Here is a 1,918-nt window from a genome sequence, read left to right on the forward strand (position 1 = left end):
CGGCTTCGGGGAACCCGAGCCGGCGGTGGGGGAGGGCGCCGCGGACTTCCGCGGACCCGGCTTGGCGGCGGAACCACCAGTGGGGGCCACACCAAGCGCGTCAGTCAGCTTGCGCACGACCGGCGCCTCGATCGTCGAGGACGCCGAACGGACGAACTCACCGAGCTCGGTGAGCTTGGCCATGACGGCCTTGCTCTCCAAGCCAAGCTCCTTGGCGAGTTCATAAACCCGGACCTTAGCCACTTCACTCCTGTCTATGAGTCCGGGGGTCTCGTCCGCCGGACTGTCGCTACTTCATGGGCGTACCCATCGCGTACTCATCGCGTACTCATCGAGAGCTCATCGCAATCTCGACCTACTTCCACATCGCGAGGTACCTGACTGGTGGCACGGCGCGCGGCTTCCCGAGCGCTGTGCTTGTTGCGGTGGTTCTCCGCCGCGCGAGCGGCGGCCGTCGCGGGAGGCGGCCCTGCTACGAGGCTTCGCCCGCCCGCTCCCCGATGAACCCGCGGAGCCGCTCGGTGTCGAGCGCGCCCTGGAGCCGGAAGGCCCGGGGGAACGCCCGACGGCGGACCGCGAGGTCGAGGCAGGTCGGATCGGGGTGCAGATGAGCGCCCCGGCCCGGGAGTGCGCCACGGGGATCAGGGACGCACTCGCCCTCGACCGCCGTGACACGCAACAGCTGGTGCTTGGCCGCGCGCTTGCGGCAGCCCACGCAGGTGCGTTCCGGGCGTGCTCGGACATGCGTCCGGCCAGACGAAGGCAAGTCTACCCCTCCGAAGCGACATGGCGCCGCCCCACCGAACCCGGAGGACCGGCGGGGACGCCGACGACGACACTGATTACCGGGCCTGCGCTTCCTCGGCCTGGCCCTCGGTGTCCGGACGGATGTCGATCCGCCAGCCGGTCAGGCGCGCGGCCAGGCGGGCGTTCTGCCCCTCCTTGCCGATCGCCAGCGACAGCTGGTAGTCCGGCACGATCACCCGGGCGGAGCGCTGGGCGGCGTCCACGATCTCCACGCTGGTCACCCGCGCGGGCGACAGGGCGGCGGCCACCATCTCCCGGGGGTCCTCGGACCAGTCGACGATGTCGATCTTCTCGCCGTGCAGCTCGCCCATCACGGCGCGCACCCGGGAGCCCATCGGGCCGATGCAGGCGCCCTTGGCGTTCAGGCCCTGGCGGCGCGACCAGACCGCGATCTTGGTCCGGTGGCCGGCCTCACGGGCGATCGCCGCGATCTCCACGCTGCCGTCCGCGATCTCCGGGACCTCCAGCGCGAACAGCTTCTTCACCAGGCTCGGGTGAGTGCGCGACAGCGTCACCGAAGCACCGCGCACACCCCGGCGCACGGCCACCACGTAGCACTTCAGCCGGGTGCCGTGCCGGTAGTCCTCGCCCGGGACCTGCTCCTGCGGCGGCAGGATGGCCTCCAGCTTGCCGATGTCGACCAGCACGTTCTTCGGGTCGTTGCCCTGCTGGACGACACCGGTGACGATGTCGCCCTCCTTGCCCGCGTACTCGCCGAAGGTCTGGTCGTCGGCGGCGTCGCGCAGACGCTGCATCATCACCTGGATGCCGATGCTGGACGCGATCCGGCCGAAGCCGTTCGGGGTGTCGTCGAACTCCTTCGGCTCGACGCCCTCGTCCAGCTCCGCCGGGTCCTCCATGGCCCACACGGTGACGTGGCCGCTCTTGCGGTCCAGGTCCACCCGGGCCCGGCGGCGCGAGCCCTCGGTGCGGTGGTACGCGGTGAGGAGGGCGGACTCGATGGACTCGACCAGCAGGTCGAAAGGGATGTTCTTCTCGTTGACCAGCGTGCGCAGGGCACTCATGTCGATGTCCACGGCTACGCCTCCTCGTCTTTCGTCACGTTCGTCATGGTCGTACGGCACCCGGGGGTCACTCGGCGCCGTCCTCC

3 protein-coding genes are annotated in these 1,918 nt (G+C 70.3%); all 3 read right to left on the minus strand.

The features are described from left to right. Positions 1–243 (minus strand): translation initiation factor IF-2 N-terminal domain-containing protein (locus ACIQOV_RS39520; protein WP_401055731.1); only part of this gene is annotated, 243 nt, incomplete at its 3' end. 229 nt (positions 244–472) lie between these two features. After that, on the minus strand, positions 473–715 hold the full coding sequence (locus ACIQOV_RS39525) for a YlxR family protein (protein ID WP_359909151.1): 243 nt from the start codon (positions 713–715) through the stop codon (positions 473–475). 127 nt (positions 716–842) lie between these two features. Beyond that, entirely contained in the window at positions 843–1,844 is a 1,002-nt protein-coding gene (nusA, locus tag ACIQOV_RS39530; protein WP_401055733.1) for a transcription termination factor NusA, read from the minus strand. Between the last annotated feature and the right edge of the window lie 74 nt (positions 1,845–1,918).

Origin of the sequence: Kitasatospora sp. NPDC091257, from assembly GCF_044757675.1 — a bacterium.
Lineage (GTDB): Bacteria > Actinomycetota > Actinomycetes > Streptomycetales > Streptomycetaceae > Kitasatospora > Kitasatospora lactacystinica.